At 34.7% G+C, this 18,357-nt stretch carries 16 protein-coding genes; 11 read left to right on the forward strand and 5 right to left on the reverse strand.

Annotated elements, in window-relative coordinates; translation table 11 throughout:
- Nucleotides 1-30: 30 nt before the first annotated feature.
- The 5 genes from ACKPCA_RS04045 to ligA all read right to left on the reverse strand — a co-directional run bounded on the left by ACKPCA_RS04045 (nucleotide 31) and on the right by ligA (nucleotide 4,841).
- A complete protein-coding gene (locus ACKPCA_RS04045) occupies nucleotides 31-615 on the reverse strand; it encodes a penicillin-binding protein activator LpoB (RefSeq protein WP_321281568.1) in 585 nt (194 codons plus the stop codon).
- Between the two features lie 70 nt (nucleotides 616-685).
- Nucleotides 686-1,579, reverse strand: a complete 894-nt coding sequence (gene dapA / locus ACKPCA_RS04050; RefSeq protein ID WP_321281569.1) for a 4-hydroxy-tetrahydrodipicolinate synthase — start codon at nucleotides 1,577-1,579, stop codon at nucleotides 686-688.
- 1 nt (nucleotide 1,580) lies between these two features.
- Entirely contained in the window at nucleotides 1,581-2,123 is a 543-nt protein-coding gene (locus tag ACKPCA_RS04055; protein WP_321281570.1) for a DUF6913 domain-containing protein, read from the reverse strand.
- Between the two features lie 106 nt (nucleotides 2,124-2,229).
- Nucleotides 2,230-2,817: a 3'-5' exonuclease gene (locus ACKPCA_RS04060; RefSeq protein WP_321281571.1), complete on the reverse strand. Its 588-nt coding sequence runs from the start codon at nucleotides 2,815-2,817 to the stop codon at nucleotides 2,230-2,232.
- 14 nt (nucleotides 2,818-2,831) lie between these two features.
- Nucleotides 2,832-4,841 carry an NAD-dependent DNA ligase LigA gene (ligA, locus tag ACKPCA_RS04065; protein ID WP_321281572.1) on the reverse strand — a complete coding sequence of 670 codons (2,010 nt, stop codon included), beginning with the start codon at nucleotides 4,839-4,841 and terminating at the stop codon, nucleotides 2,832-2,834.
- 295 nt (nucleotides 4,842-5,136) lie between these two features.
- Here ligA and ACKPCA_RS04070 point away from each other — a divergent pair, with 295 nt between their 5' ends.
- From ACKPCA_RS04070 to ACKPCA_RS04120, 11 genes are all read left to right on the forward strand, one after another.
- Nucleotides 5,137-5,475, forward strand: a complete 339-nt coding sequence (locus ACKPCA_RS04070) for a LiaF transmembrane domain-containing protein (RefSeq protein ID WP_321281573.1) — start codon at nucleotides 5,137-5,139, stop codon at nucleotides 5,473-5,475.
- Between the two features lie 32 nt (nucleotides 5,476-5,507).
- The gene (locus tag ACKPCA_RS04075; RefSeq protein ID WP_321281574.1) at nucleotides 5,508-6,236 is read left to right on the forward strand and encodes a LiaF transmembrane domain-containing protein; all 729 of its coding nucleotides are present in this window, start codon (nucleotides 5,508-5,510) and stop codon (nucleotides 6,234-6,236) included.
- 5 nt (nucleotides 6,237-6,241) lie between these two features.
- Nucleotides 6,242-7,297 carry a sensor histidine kinase gene (locus ACKPCA_RS04080; RefSeq protein ID WP_321281575.1) on the forward strand — a complete coding sequence of 352 codons (1,056 nt, stop codon included), beginning with the start codon at nucleotides 6,242-6,244 and terminating at the stop codon, nucleotides 7,295-7,297.
- Nucleotides 7,294-8,040, forward strand: coding sequence for a LytR/AlgR family response regulator transcription factor (locus ACKPCA_RS04085; RefSeq protein WP_321281576.1), 747 nt, complete (start codon nucleotides 7,294-7,296; stop codon nucleotides 8,038-8,040). Before ACKPCA_RS04080 ends, ACKPCA_RS04085 begins: the two co-directional genes overlap by 4 nt.
- Before the next feature lie 263 nt (nucleotides 8,041-8,303).
- On the forward strand, nucleotides 8,304-10,742 hold the full coding sequence (locus ACKPCA_RS04090) for a TonB-dependent receptor (RefSeq protein WP_321281577.1): 2,439 nt from the start codon (nucleotides 8,304-8,306) through the stop codon (nucleotides 10,740-10,742).
- Between the two features lie 151 nt (nucleotides 10,743-10,893).
- Nucleotides 10,894-12,030 (forward strand): hypothetical protein, encoded by a 1,137-nt coding sequence (locus ACKPCA_RS04095; protein ID WP_321281578.1) that lies wholly within the window; start codon nucleotides 10,894-10,896, stop codon nucleotides 12,028-12,030.
- Between the two features lie 78 nt (nucleotides 12,031-12,108).
- Entirely contained in the window at nucleotides 12,109-12,816 is a 708-nt protein-coding gene (locus ACKPCA_RS04100) for a DNA alkylation repair protein (protein ID WP_321281579.1), read from the forward strand.
- Between the two features lie 52 nt (nucleotides 12,817-12,868).
- Nucleotides 12,869-13,528, forward strand: a complete 660-nt coding sequence (locus ACKPCA_RS04105; protein ID WP_321281580.1) for a DNA alkylation repair protein — start codon at nucleotides 12,869-12,871, stop codon at nucleotides 13,526-13,528.
- 29 nt (nucleotides 13,529-13,557) lie between these two features.
- Nucleotides 13,558-13,890, forward strand: a complete 333-nt coding sequence (locus ACKPCA_RS04110) for a cupin domain-containing protein (protein WP_321281581.1) — start codon at nucleotides 13,558-13,560, stop codon at nucleotides 13,888-13,890.
- Nucleotides 13,891-14,056: 166 nt separating this feature from the next.
- Nucleotides 14,057-15,415: an MATE family efflux transporter gene (locus ACKPCA_RS04115; RefSeq protein ID WP_321281582.1), complete on the forward strand. Its 1,359-nt coding sequence runs from the start codon at nucleotides 14,057-14,059 to the stop codon at nucleotides 15,413-15,415.
- Between the two features lie 122 nt (nucleotides 15,416-15,537).
- Nucleotides 15,538-18,156: a T9SS type A sorting domain-containing protein gene (locus ACKPCA_RS04120; RefSeq protein WP_321281583.1), complete on the forward strand. Its 2,619-nt coding sequence runs from the start codon at nucleotides 15,538-15,540 to the stop codon at nucleotides 18,154-18,156.
- Nucleotides 18,157-18,357 lie beyond the last annotated feature (201 nt).

Raw genomic sequence — 18,357 nt, forward strand, 5'->3', positions numbered from 1 at the left:
AAGGGAAGACGAATCTTCCCTTATTAAACTTTATCGATTAACGTATTTCTTGATTTTCTTATCACCCATCCAAACCAATTCGTTTGTTTCAAGATTAGTTAATTCAAGATTTAATTGGTAATATCTTACCTTTTCTTTCTTGTAACTATCAATAATAGAGGTGATATCTCCTTGAAGGATAAAGTCAGCTCCTAATTCAAGTCCCCATTTTTTAATGGTTTCCTTAGATGCGAAATCTTGTTGATCCGCTCTTTCCTGTCTCAATTCCTCTCTTTTAGCGCCAGCTTGAACCAATCGTACACGTCCGTCGTTAAGAATTGCCTTTTCAATGTCTTTGATGTAGGTGTCCGCATCAATATGCTCAGAGCTTTTATTCATGATTAAACCAACGGTTACCACTGGCTTTTTATTGAATTCTTTTTCATAATCATTAATCCAACCTTGATTAAGAACCTGATCAATTAAAGCTTCTGCAGCCAGTTTGGAATCGGTATCGTTCCAACGACCACTTAAGTCAATTTGTTGATCTGGAGAAACTCTTGTTACTTGTCTTGAACATGACGCAAAACTTACTATTGCAAGAGCGAAAACAAATAGGCGAAATGAGTTTTTCATATAACTAATCATTTTTTGTTTGTAAAATCAATTTAAGTGTCTCTGTTAAACTTTTTATAGAAAGCAATATTTATGCCATTCTATTAATCTCTTCCCTTAAATTATCTAGTTTTTTGTAAAGCGACTCGCTAACCTGAACCAGAGGAAGTCTTAAGTTGTTCAATATTATTCCTTTTTGATGAAGTAAAGCTTTTACTCCCGCAGGATTTCCTTCTTCAAAAATACTTTTAATGATATCGAAAAAATGATAATGAGTTTGTAAAGCTTCACTTTTTCTTTCCAATGCTTGTGCCACCATTGTGCTAAATTCATTTGGGAAAGCATTCCCTATAACCGAAATAACTCCGGAAGCACCCAATTGAATCATTGGATAGGTAAGCGCATCATCACCCGATATTAGCATGAAATGATCAGGTTTGTCTTTGATGATTTGCATGATCTGCTCCAAATTGCCCGAAGCCTCTTTTACGGCAATAACATTATTTAATTCATTGGCAATACGAATGGTAGTTTCGGCATTAATATTAACCCCTGTTCTTCCCGGAACATTGTAAATGATCACAGGAACCGGACTTGCAGATGCGATTTCTTTGTAATGTTGGAAAATTCCTTCTTGATTTGGTTTGTTATAGTAAGGTGCAACGGATAAAATTGCATCGATCTTGTCAAAAGAATTAAATTTATTGATCTGCTCAACAACTTCTTTGGTATTGTTACCCCCAAACCCAACCACTAATGGTACTCGATTATTGTTGGTTTCGATTACAGAACTGATAACAGCCAGTTTTTCCTCTTTGGATAAGGTTGCGGCTTCGCCTGTTGTTCCCAATACTACCAAATAATTTACTCCATTGGTAATTTGAAAATCTACAAGATTGCGTAAAGAATCGAAATCAACATCACCATTGTCCAGAAATGGAGTAATAATGGCGATTCCTGTTCCTTCAAATTTATTAAGTGTCATGTTAGTCTTTTTTTATAAGTGTAAGGTAGTTTAGGCTTTCTGTAATTAAATTATCAATGGATTTATTGTTTCCCTGATTAATCATTAAATCCAAACGACCACTTTGATCAGAAGCAGAACCAACTTTACAGGCAGCTGCGGCCAATTCTGCAATGTATCTAAATGAAATGTGGTTCGAATCGGATAGAATAAATAATAAATCGAACCTCTTGTTCATAAAATTGATCAGTTCTTCAGAAATTGGCTCACCCGACCATTTTACATCCTTGTTGGTATAGAATATGATCTTTTGAGCTATACCAAAATCAGGTAATTCGTTAGCATTTATCCAACCAACAGCTTGAACTTGAAATCCTTTTTTGCTTAAATCATCAGAAAACTTCTTCACTGTTGGATAATTTTTATCATCGAGTGTATCGAATAGTATTCCGATGTTTTTTGCACTTTGCAAATTATGAAATTCCTTTTTTCTTGGATTTTTGCTTAGTTTATTATTAATAATACGATTAGCAAGTTTTTCTTTAATATTTTGGATAAAACTCATTTTCAGAATACTAGTTTAAATTCAGACTTGTCGTCAAGAGGCTTTAGATTACAAACTCATTTGAAATGACAAGTTATGAAAAATTTTTAAGCCTAATTTATGTAGCCTATTTATATTTTTTAGGAGATTGATAACCTCCCTTAAAAACTTTGCCAGGCTTTATCATTATCTCTTTTGCAAGATCATTCATGTTTTTTGCACTAATGCTTTCACAAGCTTTAATCGCAATTTTAGCACAGGCTAAAGTGTCCTCGAGGGCATTATGATGCTTTAAGGGGATATCAAATAGATGTGCCAGAGTATTAAGTTTATGATTAGGCATGCTTGGCCACAAATACTTACTTATTTGAACCGTACACATGTAATCAAAATCAGGATTAGGAATTCCGTAGGTTTCAAGGCAGGCACGAAGTACGGATACATCGAAACTTGCATTGTGAGCAATTACCATACTATCTTGTAAATAATCCTCCACTTCATCCCAAATGTAATTAAAGCTTGGCTGGTTGGCCACATCATCTTCAGTAATGCCATGTATGCTAACATTAATCGGGTGAAAGTACATTTCAGGTGGTGAAATCAACCATTCTCGACTGTCAACAATTACGCCGTTTTCAACTTTAACCAAACCAAGCGAACAGGCTGAATTTCTTTTGCCATTTGCGGTTTCAAAATCAATTGCGGTAAAATTCATATGCTATACCTGACTTAGGAATTGATCTTTTCTAAAAATTCATCTTCTGAAATCATTGGAATTCCCAGCTTCTCAACCTTAGCCAATTTACTAGGACCTATTTTTTCACCAGCCAGTAAAAAGCTTGTTTTTTTAGAAATGGATCCAACATTTTTACCTCCGTGCAATTCAATGAGTTCTTTCAGTTCATCACGAGAGTGCTTTTCAAAACTACCAGAAATGACAATGGATAAACCTTCCAATTTATTACTAGCTCCTTTGGAATCAGAAACTTCTTTTTCCAACTGAAGCCCATGAATTTTTAGTTTAGTGATTAATTCCTGATGGTATTCATCCGAAAAATATTCAACAATGCTTTCGGCAATTTTAATCCCGATTTCATCTACTTCTACCAATTCCTCTACAGTTGATGATGCCAATTGATCAATGGAAGGAATGGCTTTTGCCAGTTTTTTGGCAACAGTTGCACCAACATATCTTATCCCAAGTGCATACAATACTCTATCGTATGGGACTTGCAATGAATCTTGGATACTGTTTAAAATTCTGTCGGCCGATTTATCACCCATACGTTCCAAAGGAACAATATCCTCTTTCTTTAAAATGTATAGATCAGAAATATCCTTGATCAAGTTTTCCTTAAACAGCAGATCAATGGTTTCTTCTCCAAGACCATCTATATTCATGGCTCGCCTACTGATAAAGTGTTCGATCCTACCTTTAATTTGAGGAGGACAACTTTTATCATTCGGACAGTAGTGATTTGCCTCTCCTTCTTTGCGAATCAGTTTACTATCACATTCCGGACAGTTTTCAATGAATTTTATTTTTTCAGCCCCATTGATTCTGTTTGCTTCATCTACTCCAACAATTTTTGGAATAATTTCTCCACCTTTTTCAACAAAAACGGTATCACCTTCATGTAAATCCAAATTATTAATGATATCGGCATTGTGAAGAGATGCACGTTTTACTGTAGTTCCTGCCAAGAGTACAGGTTCTAAGTTGGCAACAGGTGTAATTGAACCAGTTCTTCCCACCTGGTAAGTAACTTGATTCAAGCGAGTAGATACTCTTTCAGCTTTGTACTTATATGATATTGCCCAACGTGGAGATTTTGCTGTAAAACCTAACTCTTCCTGTTGGTCAATCGAGTTTACTTTAATAACAATTCCATCGATAGGAACAGGTAAACTATCACGTTTTTCATCCCATGATTTAATAAAATCGATTACTTCATCGATATTATTGCAAAGAGCCGTATGAGATGGAATTTTAAATCCCCAATTTTTAGCCGTTTGAAGATTGTCAAAGTGCTCTCTTTTTGGATTGTTTACACCCAGCAAATAGTACAAGTAACAATCTAATTTTCTTTTAGCAACAATGGCTGAATTTTGCATTTTAAGTGTTCCCGAAGCTGCATTTCTTGGATTGGCGAATGGTGTTTCTCCGATTTCTTCACGCTCTCTGTTTAGTTCTTCAAATACTGAAAAAGGCATTAAAATTTCGCCTCTGATCTCAAATTCTTCAGGATAGTCGTTTCCACTTAATTGCAATGGTACCGATCGAATCGTTTTTACATTGGCTGTTACATCATCACCTCTAACTCCGTCACCACGGGTAACAGCTTGAACCAATTTTCCGTTTTTGTAGGTTAGCGAAATAGAGGTACCATCGTATTTCAATTCACAAACATACTTTATTTCACCATCAATCAATTTCTTAATTCTGGTTTCAAAATCTCGAATTTCATCTTCAGAGTAGGTATTTCCCAAAGATAACATTGGGTATTTGTGTTCTACCTGATTGAACTCTATATTGATATCGCTACCAACACGCTGAGTTGGTGAATTTGGATCTTTAAATTCAGGATACTTTTCTTCCAGCTCAATCAACTCTTTCAATAACATATCGAAATCGAAATCCGAGATAGTTGGTTGAGATAAAACGTAATAATTGTGATTGTGTATATGTAATTGATTGCGAAGTTCGTCAATGCGAAGTTTAGCCTCTTGTTGGTTCATAATCTAATTGTAATCAATTTGTGAATAGATTTGAAGAATAAATCATCTTCATGAAATGTAAAAATAGTAAACCTTAAGCTTAATTTTACATGCTTTTGGTGGAATCTTTAATTGGTTTAATTAATGAATTGAGGTACAGTTGGGAATAAAATCAAATTTTATTACCCAAATAAGATATGCGATGTCGTTTACCGATTCATGCAATCCGTTAACCGATTTGCCTAAAAATTAAAAAGACAATTGTAATAATTTAGTGATACAATAAAATTATTGATGTGAACCTTAATCAAACAATATGGATGAACATAGAAGAAATAGAAGCCTTTTTGTAGGCATTGGATTAATTATAGTTGGAGTAGTTGTTATGCTTGAACGGTTAAATTTCCATTCTGAATTTATTTGGACATGGTTGTATCGTTGGGAGTCTATATTAATTTTAGTTGGCTTACTATCAATTGTTATTAAAAGGAGAATTTTAGGAGGTTTTGCAGCCATTACAGTGGGAACTTATTTTTTATTGGATGAAATGATTTTTCTACCTGTAAATTGGGAAATTTGGTTTTTACCAATAGTTTTAATTGTAGCAGGAATAGCCTATATATTCCAACCTGTTTCGAAAGAATGTAAGAAATAAAGTATAAATTAATAGTTTTAAAATATAAAGCCATGAAACATCATTATCATCATAAAGATCAAGAATCAAGACAAAATAATAGAATAATTTTTGGTGTTTTTCTCATTCTGTTTGGTTGTCTGTTGGTATTAAAAAATCTGGATATTTTCCCTTACTACATGAAAGATATAATTTTCTCGTGGCCAGCATTGTTATTTGGACTTGGAGCGCTATTTTATGCTGGTAAAAAGGATAAAACTACTGGATTAATTTTAATGGGAGTTGGAGGGGTTTTTCTTCTACCAATAATTTTCGATTGGGGGTTTCATTGGAAGGGGTTATTTTGGCCAATAATTCTTATTGTGGTTGGAATTTTTATCATCAGAAAAAGAAATGAATGCATGCCTGGCGGCAGAGAAATTGATAGTAACGATTCAGGATATATCGATGAATTAAATGTGTTTGGTGGTGGCGAGAAGATGATCAATACCAAAAATTTTAAAGGAGGTAAAATAACTTGTCTGTTTGGTGGATCAGAAATAAATTTATCGAATGCAGATTTGGCAGAAGGAACAAATGTTATTGATATTTTTGCTATGTTCGGTGGTTGTGTTTTAATTGTTCCTTCGGATTGGGATGTAAAAGTTGAAGTTTCGGCAGTTTTAGGTGGTGTTGCAGATAAAAGAATGCCAACGGCTAATTATGTGGTTGAACCGAAGAAAGAATTGGTGATTAAAGGTTTGGTGGCTTTAGGAGGTTGCGAAATTAAATCATATAAATAGTAAAAATGAGGCATCCTTTATTACGAAATTATTATGGAATACCAATCTATATTTGTACATGGATTTTATTTGTGTTGCTTCTCTTTATAATTGGGTGGTATTTTGATGGAAATGACTTATATTCCTCTTTTGTAAACTCGATTAGCTTCTCATTGCCTCTATTTGTTTTAGGGGCATGTGTTTGGTATGTAGTTCGTTATGTTAGTATGGATGAATCCGGAATTTTGGGTTTTATCCTTCATCATTTAACCGCAGGTGTGATTGTGGTTGGGATTTGGATCTCCGTAGCATATCAAATTAGAATAGTTTTTTTTGGTGAAGATCCAGATGGAATTAACTATTTCATACCATTACATTGGCAAGTGTTTTTTGCACTATGTATATACGATTATATAATACTAGTTTATTATTTGATCATTTATTACAGAAACTTTCAGGAAAAAACCATTCAGGAATCGGAACTGAAAAATTTGGTAAAGGAAGCTGAATTAAATGCTCTAAAATCTCAAATTAATCCGCATTTCCTATTTAATAGCTTAAATTCGGTGAGTTCACTTACATTATCTAGCCCTGAACAATCGCGAGAAATGGTTGTTAAATTGTCTACCTTCTTAAGATATTCATTAGGGCAAGATTTAAAGGAGTTAAATAGTTTATCAAACGAATTGAATAACATTCGCTTGTATCTTGATATTGAAAAGGTGAGGTTTGGTGAAAGAGTAGTGTTAAAATTCAATTCTACCTCAGATTGTGATAATTTGGAGATTCCAAATTTAATCTTACAACCTATTTATGAAAATGCAATTAAGTATGGGGTTCATGAAAGTATAGAGCCTGTTACCATACGTACTAATTGTGAAATGATTGATGATGTACTTAAAATTACAATCAGCAATAATTTCGATCCCGAATCAATTCCACCAAAAGGAAATGGCATTGGGTTAAGAAACATACAGGAACGATTAAGTTTAATTTATGGAAGAACTGATTTAATGAAGATTGTTAAATCAGAAAATCAGTTTACAGTAAATTTAGAATTCCCACAAAATATACAAGCATGATAAAAGCAATAATTATAGATGATGAGTCATTGGCCAGAGATTTGGTTGCTAACTATTTGGACTCTGAAAAGGATATTGAAGTTATAGGAGAGTTTGCAAACGGTTTTGAGGGACTAAAGGCGATTAATGACTTAAATCCGGATTTGGTGTTTTTAGATGTACAGATGCCAAAATTAACTGGATTTGAATTACTGGAATTACTGGATAAACCTTGTAATATCGTATTTACTACAGCTTATAACGAATATGCAATAAAAGCATTTGAACACAATGCTATTGATTACTTGTTAAAACCATTTTCAAAGGATAGATTTCTTGCTGCTTTGGAGAAAGCAAAAGAAAGAATTTCGAATGTTACTGACAATCTAGATCAGATTGAAAAAATAAAATCACACAATGATGATTCGGAAGAATTAATCAATAGAGTGGTAATCAAGTCCAGAAATAAGATTGATGTAATTGCAGTTGATAAAATTAAATATTTCGAAGCTCAAGATGATTATGTAATGATATATACAGATGAAGGACGTTACCTGAAACAAAAAACAATGAAATATTTCGAGTTGCATCTGAATTCTGATGAGTTTTGCAGAATACATCGTTCGTATTTGGTGAAAATCGATCAAATTTCGCAATTGCAACCATATGAGAAAGATAATTGGGTAGTTATTCTTAAATCAGGCGAAAGTTTAAAAGTTAGCCGAAATGGATTCAAACTTCTCAAGAAACAATTGGAGATTTAATTTATATTCGACAATGAAAAAATCGCTATTGCATTAATGTAGTAGCGATTTTTTTTGTCAGTATCTAAAAAGAAAAGTAATAATTAAGTATTGTTTATTGAATTTAAAATTTTACAAGAATTTAAATGAAGTGACCAAAATAATGGATAAGAGTATTTATTTTTATTATAAATATCAAATATATTTCTGAATAAGTATTTTATTTTCAACATAATTATATATATTTGTCCTGCCCAACTACACTAAACTAATCTATAACTAGAATGAACCTAAGATTTACTTACGCTAAAAGTGCGTTTATTATTATTTTGATAAGTATTTTTTCTTCTTATGTAGCTTTCTCAAATAACCTATCAAATGAAAAAGGAAGTTCTTCGCTAAAGGGAAAAATTATTGAAAACCAATCAAACAAACCATTGGAGTTTGCAACAATTTCCATTTATTCTTCAGATAGTTCAAAGCTTGTAAAAGGAACAATTTCAAATAAGAGAGGCGATTTTTTGCTGGAAAAATTAAGTGCTGGATCCTATTACTTTAAGGTTGAGTATATGGGGTATATCACTTACAGTAGTAAAATGTTGGATATTAAGAATGGAGAAAGTAAGATTCTAACTAATCCTGTAAAACTTAAAATAGACACCAAAAATATTTCAGAAGTTAAGGTTGAAGGAAATAGAGAATTTTCCAAGGTAGAACTTGGTAAAACTGTTTACAATGTTTCCAAATCGCCGGTTGCTGATGGAGGAACCATAAATGAAGTTTTGAATACCCTGCCTAAATTGAGTGTAGATGCTGAAGGAGCAATTCAATTTAGAGGAAGTTCTAATGTGAAAATTTTGATTGATGGAAAAATAAGTGGTCTTCTAGGTATTAATCCAGCTGAAGTTTTAAATGGTATGTCCGCTCACGATGTTGATCGTATTGAAGTAATCAGTACATCTTCTGCCAAATATGATGCAACGGGAGCAGGAGGTATCATTAACATTATCATGAAGAAGGACAGGATAAAGGGCTTTAATGGTAGTGTGGCTGCAACGGTAGGTACTAAGGATAAGAAATCTGGTGGTATTAGTGGAAATTATCGTACTGGAAAAGTGAATTTTTTTGGTTCATATAATTATAAAGATGATTGGGCAGGGCGAGATTACCATGTGCAAAGAGAGATTAAGAAGGAAGGTGTACATACTCTTCTATTAGAAAATGCGGATGTTGATTTTGGAAATCGATATCACATTGGCAAATTGGGCTGGGATTATTTGATTAATGATAATAACACACTTACTTTTTCAGCCAAGTACCAAGATGTTCTTCAAAATTGGAATGGAAGCTATGATTATACTCGTGCAAATGTTTTAAGTAGTGCAATGCCAATTGTTGATTATAGAACCAGTGCTGTTGATTTAGATATGAATTCATGGGTTTACAATGCGTCTTATATCCACAAGTTTGCTAAGAAAGGGGAAACTCTTTCGATAGATTTGGCTTATACAGATAATGCTGCTGACAATGCTGGTAACTATGCAGAGTATCTCAATATCCAAAATTTTGCTCAAGATGAAATATTGGAACCAACAGCTAACATTTCAAACCTGTACTCAGATTTTTACAAAACGACAAGGAAAGAAGCTGTTGCTCAGGTGGATTATGAGCTTCCTGTTGGGGATAAAGGCAAGTTTCAAACTGGTTATCTTTATAGAAATAACGAAATAGATTATAAAGTTGGTTCGGTTGTTTACGATTTTAATTACGAAGAAAACATCCACGGATTGTATGCAATGTATTCTGATTCAAAAGGGAAGTTTGCCTACGAATTAGGTCTTCGTGCCGAATATTCTGATATTAATACCAATAAAGAATTTAAGGATGATTATTTAGATCTTTTCCCAAGTATTCATTTGTCTTATCAGATTTCGGATAAGAAGCAATGGCAATTGGCTTATAGTAGAATGATATATCGACCTAATTCAGGAATGTTAAATCCTTTCCAAAACCTTCGCGATCCCGAAAATCAAAGGTTAGGATCACAGGATATGGATGCCTATTACAACCATAATGCAGAAATGTCAATGTCTTTCGATAGAGAAAAGGCAAGTTACAAAACTACCTTATATGTGAATTACTATAAAAATCTAATTAATCAATATCGATTTATTGATGATGACAATAGATCAATTGTTCAATTTGGTAATTTTGATTCAAAGTTTTTCTCTGCTTTGGAGCTTGAAGGATCAACAAAGTTAAATAAGTGGTGGAGCTTGAGTGGATATGTGGCAGGTATTTATGAAGAAACAAAACCAGGAGAAGGATATAAGTTTGGTACACGAGATATGTGGGAAGTTGAAGGGAAAGTAACTTCAATCATGAACTTCAAAAAGTGGTTTAAACTTCAGGCGAGCTTCCGTTATCAATCAGAAATCTTGGTTGCTCAAGGAAAATATCAAAATTTATACTATGTAGATTTAGGATTAAGTAGAAAAGTATTAAAAGGAAGAGGTAGTTTGTCTTTTACAGCTAATGATATATTCAATACTTTCAGATTTAAGATACATACTTCGGATCCTGAGTTCTATAATAAGGAAATCAAGTACAGAGAAACTCAAATTGCCAAATTAAGCTTTCGATACTTTTTTGGTAAGCGATATAGAATCTTGAGAGCAAATCCGAAAAAATCTGGAATGAGACATTCCGAAAATGATATTTAAATTTAATGCATAAGCTTCATCATAAGATGAAGCTTTTTTTTAATATCATTAATCAAGATTTATTTATACTCAATAAAAATAAATTTACTTTCTGCTTGACATTCAGCTCGGTCTTTCTTAATTTCTATTCTATTGGATAAATCGGAGGGAAATGAGCTTGAAATTATTAGATATTAAAAAGCTGAAAATAGCGAGAGGTGTTGAAGACAGTAGACGATCCAGATTAGGTAGCAGAAGAAATTTTCTAAAAGGACTGGGGTTTGGATTTCTTGCTTTGCAACCTTCTTTAAATGCTTTTGGAAAGCTTCTTGGAAATGATATTCAATACAAAAAGAGTGAGAAATCCATTACGTTTTTTTCCGATGAAGGAAATTCTTGGAATATTGATCTAAAATCTTTTGACGGCAATCCAAAATTGATATTTCGAAAGAAACAGGAAGATTACCATTTGATTCTACGAAATGCTTTTTATCCAGGTACAGGCTTGCCAATGGATTTTAAAGCCATTCTCTACAATGATTTATCTTGGAGAATAAAAATCACTTTTACCAAGCTGAATATATCAAAAGATCTGAATCTGTCCGATTGGATCAATGACAAAATAAAAGTAAAATCATTAGTCTATTTGAATGATAGAATTGAATTAAATAGTCGATATTCTTTGGATATTGAAGATCATTATCATTTTATCATTGATAAGTATTGGAAAATAACTTTACGAGGAAAAGATCTTGCTAACTATAAAGTGAACAAATTTTCTGGGACTGCTAAGCAGATTTGTTTCAGCTTTCCTGTTCAGAATGATTTGGCTTATTGTAATTCCAATTTTGAACCAAAACTAAAATTGAGTTTCGCAACCCGAAATGTAAAACCATTTCTATCAAATTGGAAAATGTTTAATGACTCAGAATTGTATGGCTGTAGTGAGGTACATCATCAGGTTCAAATATTAAAATCTGAGAGGCTCTCAGGGAGATCTTCATCAGTTGTATTGATTGATGAAAAGGATGTTAAGGCTATGCATGGCTTTTTATTTCATAAGAAAATTAAAGAGGATCTAGAGGAGACACTTAAACTTTATCATTCTCAACTTGCAATTGAGTTAAATCATGAATCAGAAAAGTTGATTTTCTTTGCCAGTATGGCTAAAGATGAAAATTGGACAAATTCTTTCGAAGTTTCTTGCCAGTTAATCAATTCAAATGAAAAGACTGCATTTGAAATGCATGGTACAAATGGTAGAATAGAAACTGTAAATGGATTGGATTATGCTACTGCAACCAATTAACTGTTGCCCGATGCCGTTGTTTTGGAGTTGAGTATCCTGAAAAGCTTTAGTATCAAGATAAAAGATAATACCAATATAATGACCAAAGAGGAAGTATTTAAAGAGTTGGAATCTTACGGAAACGAAGGAACAAAAAGTGTACTTGTAAAGCACGGAGCCCGTGAGCCATTTTACGGCGTGAAGGTTCAGGACTTAAAGAAAATTGTGAAGAAGATTAAAAAAGATTACCAACTTTCGTTGCAATTATACGATTCAGGTAATTCTGATGCCATGTATTTGGCGGGATTAATTGCAGATGAAAAGATGATGACCAAAGCAGATCTTCAGAAGTGGGTGAAGGGTGCATATTGGTACATGATTAGTGAATACACTGTGCCTTGGATTGCTGCAGAGTCTCAATTTGGTTTCGAATTGGCTTTGGAATGGATTGAATCCAAGCAAGAAAACACGGCAGCTGCTGGTTGGTCAACTCTATCGAGTTTGGTTGCTCTAAAGCCAGATGAAGAATTGGATAAAGAATTGCTAAAAGGACTTTTGTTACATGTTGAAAAGGAGATTCATACTTCATCGAACAGGGTAAAATACACCATGAATGGTTTTGTAATCTCTCTTGGTGCCTATGTGCCGGAATTAACCAACTTGTCTATGAAGATTGCAAAGAAGATAGGCAAAGTAGATGTGTACATGGGAAAAACATCATGCAAAGTACCTTTTGCACCAGAATATTTACAAAAAATAATAGATAAAGGAAGAGTAGGAAAGAAGAAAAAAACAGCTCGATGCTAATAAAAAGAGAGTAGTAAGAACATATAGATACGCTCTAACAAAAACTGCCATCATGAAAACAAAGACCATAAAAATAGTAGAGCAATTCAGAAAAAACTTCGATGAAGAAAATGCCATTAAAATGTCGGCATATATGAAATGTCGTTTTCCATTTCTTGGATTACCTAAACCAAAAAGGGATGAATTGAGTAAAGGCTTTTTGAGAAAAGTTACTAAGGATAAAATGATCGATTGGAATTTGGTTAATTATCTTTGGGAACTTCCCGAACGAGAATTTCAATATCTGGCTCTGGATTATCTCGGAAAACTTAAGAAAGAGCTTGAGAAGAAGGATATCTCAAAATTAGAGCAATTGATTATTACGAAATCCTGGTGGGACTCTGTTGATTCCTTGGCTCCATTGGTAGGTGTATTGTGTAAAAAATATCCTGAATTAAAGACAGAGGTGATAAGTAATTGGATCATCAGCTCGAATATTTGGTTGAAACGTGTATCAATTATTTTCCAATTAAAATTCAAAGATGATGTTGATACAGAATTACTATCAAAGGCAATCATTGCAAATACTCTGACCAAAGAGTTTTTTGTGAACAAAGCCATAGGTTGGGCATTGCGTCAGTATTCCAAATTTAACCCCAATTGGGTCAAAGAATTTATCTCAAAGTATCCATTGTCTCCGCTTAGTGTAAGGGAAGGCAGTAAATATTTGTAAATTTCAAGCGAATTTAAAACTTATTCTAAATGCAAGACATCTATCCAGACATGATTAAGAATTTACCTGAAGCTGATATTCCTTTTAATGGAGTTCGCGGTTGGGTAGCGCAAGGTGAAAATCATCAGATTGTATTTTTCGATATTGAACCAATTGGTGAAGTTCCTCGACATTCACACGGTGCACAGTGGGGAATGGTAATCGATGGTGATATGGATCTGACAATTAATGGGGAAACCAAAAAATACAGAAAAGGTGATCATTATTTTATACCGGATGGAGTTCTACATTCGGCTAAATTTAATAGTAGAACCATTGTAATGGACTATTTTGCGGAAAGAGATCGATATAAACTGAAATAATTCTTTAAAGCTAAACATCTTTTTTTATTTAACTTTTCTCGCATAAGTTTACAGGCAATCAGAGGCTTTTTGCCTGTGAACAAATACCACTTACCGACTTTTGATAAATTTTATTTGGAATTAGTCTTTGTTGCCAGGCATTCTTGGTACATTTGTCCCACTTTCTATGGATAAAAACAGCCAAAACGTATACGAATTAGAGAATGCCAAAGTAAGCAGCTTGCTGTGGAAGTATTTTTGGCCTGCATTTACAGGAGTTGTAATCAACTCGCTGTATAATGTGGTTGACCGAATATTTATTGGCCAAGGCGTTGGATCGATAGCACTTTCCGGATTAAGTGCTGTGTATCCCATCATGTTAATTCTTATGGCATTTGGAATGTTAATAGGAATGGGTGCAGGTGTTCGTATCTCAATTAATTTAGGGAAGAAAGACTTTAAAAGGGCAGAATGGGTATTGGGTAACTCTTTTATTCTAATGCTCATTGTATCTGCATTCATTACCGTTTTAGGATTTACAATTAAAGATCCTCTTTTACGACTGTTTGGAGTGTCGACAGATACCATGGATATTGCAAATGAATATCTAAATATTATACTTTATGGTGCTGTATTTAATGTGGTTGGATTTTCTTTAAACAATCTGATTCGTTCTGAAGGGAATGCAAAAATTGCCATGTACTCCATGTTAATTAGTGCAGGAACCAACATTGTTCTCGATCCTATTTTTATATTCCTGCTTGATATGGGAGTTGCAGGAGCAGCATATGCAACAATTATTTCTCAGCTGATATTGTGCATCTGGGTGATCAAACACTTTAGAAGTGACCGATCCGTAATAAGGTTGAGCGCCACTAATTTTAAGCTTAATCCACAAATCATTTGGTATATCATTAGCATTGGATTTGCACCATTTTCTATGCAAATTGCAGGTAGCTTTGTGCAAGGATTATACAATATACAGCTAATTAAATTTAGCAATGATGTAGCCATTGCGGCCATGGGGGTCATCAATTCGGTTGCCATGTTAATTGTTATGACCGTTATTGCCATAAACATGGCAGCACAACCAATTTTTGGATTTAGTCATGGTGCAAAACACTACCAGAGGGTAAAAGAGACGTTGAAAATTTGTATGACTGCAGCCACAGGAATTGCAGTAATTGGTTGGATATTGGTTCAGCTGTTCCCGGAAACCATGGTACTGGCATTTAATAGTACGGATAAGGAATTATTGCAAGTAGGAGCCAAAGGACTTAGAACATTCTTGATTGCACTACCGATAGTCGGATTTCAGATCATAGTTGGAAACTACTTCCAATCCATTGGAAAGGCAGGAGTATCTACCTTACTTACTTTAATGCGACAAGTAATTCTTTTGATTCCGATTCTTTTTATCCTACCAGATTATTTGGGTCTTGATGGAGTTTGGTTTGCAGGGCCAATTTCGGATGTCGGTTCAGCCATGATAGCGAGTATCTTTATCATCAGAGAATTCAGAAAGTTGAATACTCAAATTGCTTAGTATAAACTTTCTTCAAAACCACTGATTCATTATTCTAAATAAGCAGTTTTACGAAATATTAATCTGCTTAATCCCTTGAATTTTTGTATTTTATACTTCGATATGTCAAAAGAAGGGGCAAGATGAGAAGTGTATTGGTATTTCTGTTTTTCTTTTTACTGTTTGGTTGTTATTCTCAGGATGTTCCACTTGTTAATGAACAACATCCAAGAATAGAATTGGGCAAGGAGCGCTTTGACTGGTTAAAAGCGAATATATCCAGTGGGGAGTGTCAGGAAACCTATCAGCGATTTAAGAGTGCTTACGATAGAAATTGGGTTACCAGTTCAAAAACCTACATGGTTGGATCGGATTCCACTCAATGGAATTACGAGTTTGGTTCGAGTGATGCATTTCAAATGTCACGTATGACTGCCTTTTTATTGAAATTGGGGACTGATGGCTTGGCACTGAAACGCTGCGAATTTATTATATCGAGGTATGTTGAATACCTAAATTCACTAAACTTCGACAATTACTCAGGAGATACCAAAGAGAATCTGCTAAGGGACAATTGTAATTATGGAGCCATTCTTCTCGATTGGACTTACAATGATGTTCCACAGGTTAAGAGGCAACAACTCTCCAAAGCGTTGTTTCGGGTTTTGGAATACTTTATGGATAACTATGTTCTAACCTCTTCAGGTAATAGCTATGTAACCAGCCATAACATTTATAATTGCGGAATTACCATGCATGCTGCACTTGCACTTCATGGTGCTGATGGATTATCATCAGGCCAGATGTCGGATGTAAATTCCTGGTACAAAACCCTGGTAGGCAAATGGGAAAATGGTATTCTACCTGCCTTTGCTTACTTTCGAGATGATGATGGAGGTTGGAATTGGGGAGCAGCGTACTCTATGTTCGGTTTGCCACGACAGTACCAGTTTTTTGATGATATGAAAATTGCAACAGGTACTGATTACTATCAAGAACAATCATGGATTAGAGAATCGATCAATCAGTACTGGTATTTCTATCGTCCAGATAATTATACCATTCATTTGGGCGATGCAGTAATCAATTTAGATCAGGCCAACAGGGTAATGTATCGTCATGCAGCAGAGTTTGGCGACGAAAGAAGCCAGTACTTGGTTCAAAAATATGGTGCAGCTCAATACTTGAACAATTCGAACCTGGTATTTCAGAAACTTCTGTTTAAAGATTTTGAGGCCCCTACGGTTTCGCATCCTGAGCCACCATTGGATTGGTGGGCTGACAAAACCGGACTGGCGGTTAGCCGAACTTCATGGAATGAGGATGCTACCATGATTTGGTATTATTGTGCTCCAGCCAAACGAGCTGATCATGAGCACAGAGACAACAACCATTTTGTAATTATAAAAGACAAACCTCAAATATTGGATGCTGGTCATTACGATTCTTATGCCACGAATCATTACAACAATTACTATTCGCGTACCATTGCGCACAATTCCATTTGTGTTTTCGATGGTTCGGAGTCGTATCGTGCTTTTGGCCGATCCGTTTCGAATGATGGTGGACAAATATGGACCGATCGATTGGAGAATGTGGGTGATGTTACAGATAGTGATCACAGAAGAGGAGAGTGGCTAAAGTTTGCTGCTGGCGACGACTATGCTTATTATATCAGCGATGCTGCTGATTCTTATGCATCCAATAAATTGGACAGGTTCGAACGCAGGCTTTTGTATCACAAACCCGATAGAGTTTTGGTGTTGGATCATCTACACTTGCTAAATGTATCATCGAGAGAGCGAAAGGCAAAGTACATCAATCATTTTGCCAATCGTCCTGTTATCAATGGTCAGGTGGTGAGTACTACAGTTTCTGATAAAATCATTAGCTATAATGGCAGAGATTATAAGGCATCGCATGGGAATGGAAATGTTGCCATACGTACGTTGTTGCCAGAATCAACAACAACTACTTTAATTGGAGGAAGTGCTTATGAGTATTGGGTAAATGGTACCAACTATCCTCCGGACAATAGTCCCAATTTCGATTCGGCACACCCTGGAAGCTGGCGAATTGAGGTTGAGCCAACGCAGGTAAGTGAGGATTTGGTTTATCTGCATACCATTAAGATTGGAGACAATCAAAATCCATCGAATGCAGGTGGCAAACTGTTTAAAAACGAAAGCACCATTGGTGTTGATTGGGAGAATCATCTTTATCTGTTCCATGCAAAGGGCGATACTTTAAATTCCTCTTATATGGTCAACCCGATAGAAGGAAACCGAACCATTAAGATTTTTGCTTTGGATATGCAGACCAATAACTCATTTGGTGTGTTTGTTGACGATGAATTGCAGCGAGTTGGAGATTCGAATGAAGCTGGGATTTTTGAGATTACAGTGGATCTATCTGAAGGAACGCACCAGTTGGTTGTTCGTGATACCATTGCTGGAGATCCCAATCCAGATACCGATCCTGATCCAGATCCTACACCAGACCCAGGCGATGAGGCCGAAAGAGAGGTAAAAGTATATCCAAATCCAAGCAATGGAATTTTTACCATATTAATTGAACACGATGAGGTGAAGGAATTTCGGTTGAGTACTTTCGATTCTACAGGAAGGAAGGTAATGGAATATTTGAATTCGGGCAATCGTATGGATTTGAATATGAATGGACTTTCTTCTGGTGTCTACTATTTACTCATTCAGTATCTCGATAAACAAGTGAAACGAAAGATTGTGCTTGTTGATAAATAAGTGTAGTAAACGAAAAAAGGTGAAAATCCTTTATAAATACTGACCCCGATAGAGTTTTGACTCGCCCTATGACATTTTCACCCTTCAATTAATCAAATCCCTTTTTCAATTTACTCCAGAAGTGATTCAATTTCATTTTTCTCCTTCCCCTGAACTAAATTTCTAAGTCAATTTGAAAAAAGCACCCATTAATTGACGAAA

It is taken from the genome of Marinifilum fragile, from assembly GCF_963677365.1.
Classification (GTDB): domain Bacteria; phylum Bacteroidota; class Bacteroidia; order Bacteroidales; family Marinifilaceae; genus Marinifilum; species Marinifilum fragile.

Excerpts from the sequence above, each read along its gene's own strand:
- ligA (WP_321281572.1), bottom strand. The coding sequence starts at position 4,841 with ATGAACCAACAAGAGGCTAAACTTCGCATTGACGAACTTCGCAATCAA.
- ACKPCA_RS04070 (WP_321281573.1), top strand. The coding sequence starts at position 5,137 with ATGGATGAACATAGAAGAAATAGAAGCCTTTTTGTAGGCATTGGATTA.
- ACKPCA_RS04100 (WP_321281579.1), top strand. The coding sequence starts at position 12,109 with ATGACCAAAGAGGAAGTATTTAAAGAGTTGGAATCTTACGGAAACGAA.
- ACKPCA_RS04120 (WP_321281583.1), top strand. The coding sequence starts at position 15,538 with ATGAGAAGTGTATTGGTATTTCTGTTTTTCTTTTTACTGTTTGGTTGT.
- ACKPCA_RS04055 (WP_321281570.1), bottom strand. The coding sequence starts at position 2,123 with ATGAGTTTTATCCAAAATATTAAAGAAAAACTTGCTAATCGTATTATT.
- dapA (WP_321281569.1), bottom strand. The coding sequence starts at position 1,579 with ATGACACTTAATAAATTTGAAGGAACAGGAATCGCCATTATTACTCCA.
- ACKPCA_RS04045 (WP_321281568.1), bottom strand. The coding sequence starts at position 615 with ATGAAAAACTCATTTCGCCTATTTGTTTTCGCTCTTGCAATAGTAAGT.
- ACKPCA_RS04075 (WP_321281574.1), top strand. The coding sequence starts at position 5,508 with ATGAAACATCATTATCATCATAAAGATCAAGAATCAAGACAAAATAAT.
- ACKPCA_RS04085 (WP_321281576.1), top strand. The coding sequence starts at position 7,294 with ATGATAAAAGCAATAATTATAGATGATGAGTCATTGGCCAGAGATTTG.
- ACKPCA_RS04095 (WP_321281578.1), top strand. The coding sequence starts at position 10,894 with ATGAGCTTGAAATTATTAGATATTAAAAAGCTGAAAATAGCGAGAGGT.
- ACKPCA_RS04080 (WP_321281575.1), top strand. The coding sequence starts at position 6,242 with ATGAGGCATCCTTTATTACGAAATTATTATGGAATACCAATCTATATT.
- ACKPCA_RS04090 (WP_321281577.1), top strand. The coding sequence starts at position 8,304 with ATGAACCTAAGATTTACTTACGCTAAAAGTGCGTTTATTATTATTTTG.
- ACKPCA_RS04060 (WP_321281571.1), bottom strand. The coding sequence starts at position 2,817 with ATGAATTTTACCGCAATTGATTTTGAAACCGCAAATGGCAAAAGAAAT.
- ACKPCA_RS04115 (WP_321281582.1), top strand. The coding sequence starts at position 14,057 with ATGGATAAAAACAGCCAAAACGTATACGAATTAGAGAATGCCAAAGTA.
- ACKPCA_RS04105 (WP_321281580.1), top strand. The coding sequence starts at position 12,869 with ATGAAAACAAAGACCATAAAAATAGTAGAGCAATTCAGAAAAAACTTC.
- ACKPCA_RS04110 (WP_321281581.1), top strand. The coding sequence starts at position 13,558 with ATGCAAGACATCTATCCAGACATGATTAAGAATTTACCTGAAGCTGAT.